This is a genomic window from Methylocucumis oryzae (genome assembly GCF_000963695.1).
Taxonomy (GTDB): Bacteria; Pseudomonadota; Gammaproteobacteria; order Methylococcales; family Methylomonadaceae; genus Methylovulum; species Methylovulum oryzae.
This window is the reverse complement of the sequence record NZ_LAJX01000308.1, coordinates 1-4,152: the sequence shown is the minus strand read 5'-3', so window position 1 is coordinate 4,152 and position 4,152 is coordinate 1. Positions and strand designations below refer to the sequence as shown.

The 4,152-nt window shown below is 46.1% G+C and carries 6 protein-coding genes; all 6 read left to right on the top strand.

Translation table 11 applies throughout. The features are described from left to right. On the top strand, positions 1 to 117 hold a 117-nt coding region (locus VZ94_RS24850), incomplete at its 5' end, for a transposase domain-containing protein (protein WP_131655667.1). A gap of 27 nt (positions 118 to 144) precedes the next feature. Next, the gene (locus VZ94_RS31235) at positions 145 to 675 is read left to right on the top strand and encodes a penicillin acylase family protein (RefSeq protein ID WP_109867742.1); all 531 of its coding nucleotides are present in this window, start codon (positions 145 to 147) and stop codon (positions 673 to 675) included. Then, positions 653 to 1,792, top strand: a complete 1,140-nt coding sequence (locus tag VZ94_RS20735) for a penicillin acylase family protein (protein WP_157845001.1) — start codon at positions 653 to 655, stop codon at positions 1,790 to 1,792. Before VZ94_RS31235 ends, VZ94_RS20735 begins: the two co-directional genes overlap by 23 nt. 107 nt (positions 1,793 to 1,899) lie before the next feature. Further along, entirely contained in the window at positions 1,900 to 2,481 is a 582-nt protein-coding gene (locus tag VZ94_RS23880) for a hypothetical protein (RefSeq protein WP_131655666.1), read from the top strand. Then, a complete protein-coding gene (locus VZ94_RS23875) occupies positions 2,474 to 2,896 on the top strand; it encodes a hypothetical protein (protein WP_052700801.1) in 423 nt (140 codons plus the stop codon). Before VZ94_RS23880 ends, VZ94_RS23875 begins: the two co-directional genes overlap by 8 nt. A 35-nt stretch (positions 2,897 to 2,931) precedes the next feature. After that, positions 2,932 to 3,882: a hypothetical protein gene (locus VZ94_RS23870; RefSeq protein ID WP_052700800.1), complete on the top strand. Its 951-nt coding sequence runs from the start codon at positions 2,932 to 2,934 to the stop codon at positions 3,880 to 3,882. Positions 3,883 to 4,152: the final 270 nt, after the last annotated feature.

The window sequence follows — 4,152 nt, the reverse complement described above, 5'->3', positions numbered from 1 at the left end:
AATGGCTTAAACCCTACCGAATGGCTCAAGGATACTTTGGAAAAATTACCGACTTGGCCCAACAGCCGTATCGATGAGTTGCTGCCTTTTTGCAACGGCAAATTCCGAGACAGTTAAGGATCAGAATGTCTTTTAGAAAACAACGTGGCTAGATTGAACGGTTACCGTACTTATATTATCCATGCCCGTATTCCAGGCAAACTCGATGTGATGGGCCCTACACTAGGCGGCTTTCCATTACCGCTGTCTGGCTTTAATAAGACTATGGCCTGGGGTATCACTTTCTCTAGCACGCCACGCGTGAATTTAATGGAAGTTAAACCACTCGCTAATGACCCAACCAGTTATTTAGTCGATGGTAAGGTGCGTAAAATCACAAGCAAGACGATTCCTATTAAAGTGGCTGGTGAAACTGAGCCGCGTAAAATCATTATGCAAGTGGCAGAAGACGGCCCTATCATCTTTGCCGGTAGACTTGATCCAACGGCTGCCGGCACCGGAACGTTTATTGTCAACGACGTCAATCTTGGTAATACCCGCTTAGTCAATCAATGGCTGACTGTCGCCAAAGCTAAAACAGTCCAGCAAGTCAAAACCGCTCTTGAGACCCTAAAAGGCGTGCCGTGGTCGTATACCACCGCCGTAGATGTTAATGGCGACACTTTTTTTTGGTGAAATCTCAGCGATACCGAATATCCCTAACGAGTTATATCAAACGTGTAAGAGTTCAAGTCCTCCAGCCGCCGCGTTACGCACCAGTATTGGCATGGTGACCTTAGACGGCTCTCGCTCAGCTTGTTATCCAACAGGCACATTGGCAGCGAACCTATTGCCTTCGGACATACGCACAGATTATGTGGCCAATAGTAATAATAATTTTGAATGGCCGAATGCAAATACCCAGTTAACAGCGCTTGCGCCAGCGCTGGGCTTAACCAATGTACCGTTGCAATTACGCCCAAGCTTAGGTCTAAAAATGATTGAAGAGCGCCTAGCGGGTAACGATGGCTTGGGTGCGCCGGGTTTTACCGCTCAAACGCTGAAACAACTATTTGACGACAAACGTGATTATGCGGCGGATTTACTGCTAGATGACATTATCGCGGTATGTAAGTCTTCGCCAACCGCTATTTCAGACGGCGAGACGGTTGACATCACGTCAACCTGTAAGGCTTTACAACAATGGGATAGAAAGCACAACCTGAACAGCCGAGGCGCCCATGTCTTTGTTGGTTTATGGCGCGCCATGCGGGCAAAACGTATTATCCCAGCTCAGTTGTTTGCCACACCAGCGTCATTCTCTAAACCACTGACGACACCCACTTCTGACTTAACGTCTGATAGCTTCATACGCGGGGTTGTGTTGGCGAGCTTGGCAAAGATAACTAAAGCCTTACAAACCGCTGGTATTGCACCTGATGCACCCTGGGGTGAGGTGCAATTTGTCATTGACCCTAACGGCAATAAGATTGGCCTACCCGGCGGCTTCGGCGAGCTAGGCATTTACGACGCGATAAATAGCATTTATGTCAGAAATTATGACACCTGGTTACCCAGCTTAACCAATGGTTTCACACCCTCCGAGCTGACGGGTTCAAGCTACAGCCATATCGTCGAACTGACGCCAACCGGTCCTGTTGCGATGGGTGTGTTGGCTTTTTCACAAGCAACTGAGAGCAACTCGCCTTGGTATAACGACCAATTAGCGCTGTTTTCAACCAGTGAAATGTTTAAGTTCCCATTCACTAAGGCTGAAGTTAAAGCGGATTTGAAATCACGTAAGGTTTTTTAATAGTCCGATGCTTCAAACAATCATCGTTACAGCTTTTACCATGACTTTAAGGTACGCATTGCGTGCCTTACAACTTATTCGCTAACCAACTGATTTAAGGTACTTTTATGACTAAGCCCTACGCCAAGTTGCTTTACCTACTTTGGTTTATTTTTATGACTTGCGGCTTTAATACCCAAGCTATAAGCTCAACTGCCGACACCACACCGGATGCCTTTAGCTTTATCGACCAAACCGATGTCCCGCTAAGATCGGTGATTACGTCAAATACCATAACCATTTCAGGCATTAATGCGGCCACCCCCATTAGCGTAACTGGCGGCTATTATTCGATAAATGGTGCAGCCTATAAAACAACCGCTGGCACAATTAACAACGGCGACACGGTGACCTTACGTGTTATTTCACTCTCGACTTATTTAACGCCAGTTAATGCCCTATTAACTATAGGTGGAGTATCAGACACCTTCACGGCCACTACCATCTGGAGTGGTTTTTACTTACCAGCGGCTTCTACCGGCAATCCGCTATTCCAATCCGAACACTTTAGAGGTTCTGAGGTTTGCGCCGCCTGCCATAATGGCATTTACGACAATAAGGGTATTGATGTATCCATCGCCACCGATTGGTCTTCTACTATGATGGCAAACTCAGCACGCGACCCATTATGGAAGGCAAAAAGTGCGTAGTGAGCTGAATCGTAATCCGCAACTCACCGATGTGATAAACGATAAATGCACTCGCTGCCATGCCCCTATGGCTAATTTTGAAGCCAAAACCAAAAATGAACCCATATCTATTTTGAATGGCGGTTTCCTAAGTCCTAGTCATCCGCGCCATGACGAAGCGGTGAACGGAGTGAGTTGTACCTTATGCCATCAAATCAAAGATGCACCTAACCTAGGTACGTTAAGCAGTTTTACCGGGCATTATGAAATCGGCAACGATAGAAAGATTTATGGTCCTTATGACAACTTAAAAGGCGCATCGATGTTGGCGCAAACCGGATACACACCTACTTACAGTCCGCATATCCAATCATCAAAGCTTTGTGCGACCTGCCATAACTTGAAAACGGCTGTAGTAGACCAATTTGCTCCGTAATAAGCACGACGCCGGAAAGTGAATTCCCAGAACAAATGCCTTATACCGAATGGGAACACAGCAGCTATGCGACTACCGACGCTAAAAGTTGCCAACAATGCCACATGCCACGCACAAATGGGGTGAGACTGTCAAATGGCTCTATGACGACAGAAGTGATGGAACCACGCGACAACTTTGCCATTCATGAATTTGTTGGCGCTAACCGGTTAATGTTGGATATTTTCAACAACAATAAAACCCAATTAGGTGTGTTATCCAGTAACTTTGCTGAAACCCTAACCAAAACCCAGGCCATGCTGAATAGCGCTGCAACCCTTTCTAATGTCAAACAATGCTTAGGCAGTAACAATGTCTTGAATTTTACCCTGAAAGTGGATAGTAAAACCGGTCATAAACTGCCTAGCGCCTATCCATCGCGCCGCGTCGTACTGCATGTGGCGGTGAAAGATGAAACGGGGGCTATTGTGTTTGAATCCGGCAAGATTAACAGCGACGGCAGTATCGTCGGCGTAGCCGCAGACAGCGATAGAACAAAATTTGAACCGCATTACAATGTCATTAAGCGCCCCGACCAAGTACAAGTCTATGAAGCGATTATGGGCGATAACCAAAACCAAGTAACCTATACCCTACTACGAGGCATGACATATTTAAAAGATAACCGGATTCTGCCACTAGGCTTTGACAAAACCACCGCCCCGAATGATGTCAAAGTCGTCGGCAGCGCGTTAACCGATAAGAATTTCATCGGTGGTAGCGACAGTGTCAGCTACCAAATCAAAGGCTTAACCGGTAACAATTACATTGTTGAAGCTGAATTAGTGCATCAACCGTTAGCGTATTCGTTCGCCAATGATTTATTCCAAGAGCCTGATGATGAAGTCGCTGATTTTAAGACAATGTTTAATGCCTCTAGCGCAAAGTCTAGCCAGATTGCCTTGACGAGTTTTTCAGTGGTGAAAAAAGGCGACTGGGAAATGTAAGGGGAATTAGTCGTTGACTCTATAACGCCGGATGGTTGAGTAGCGTGATTAAAAAGGCTACGCATTTTAGCAAGGACAGGGTGTAGGTCAATACTGTTGACTTTAGCCAGTAGCCCCCATTTTCTTAGCCCGCTTTTCTTTCCATTTATTAGGAACGCCTTTATTAACACGAGGTTTTGATGGCTTGGGCGTCTTCGGTCGGTAATAAACAACTCGTCGAATAGAATCGACTAACTCGAAGAAAAGGGTTAAGGCACGCTCGGAATTGAT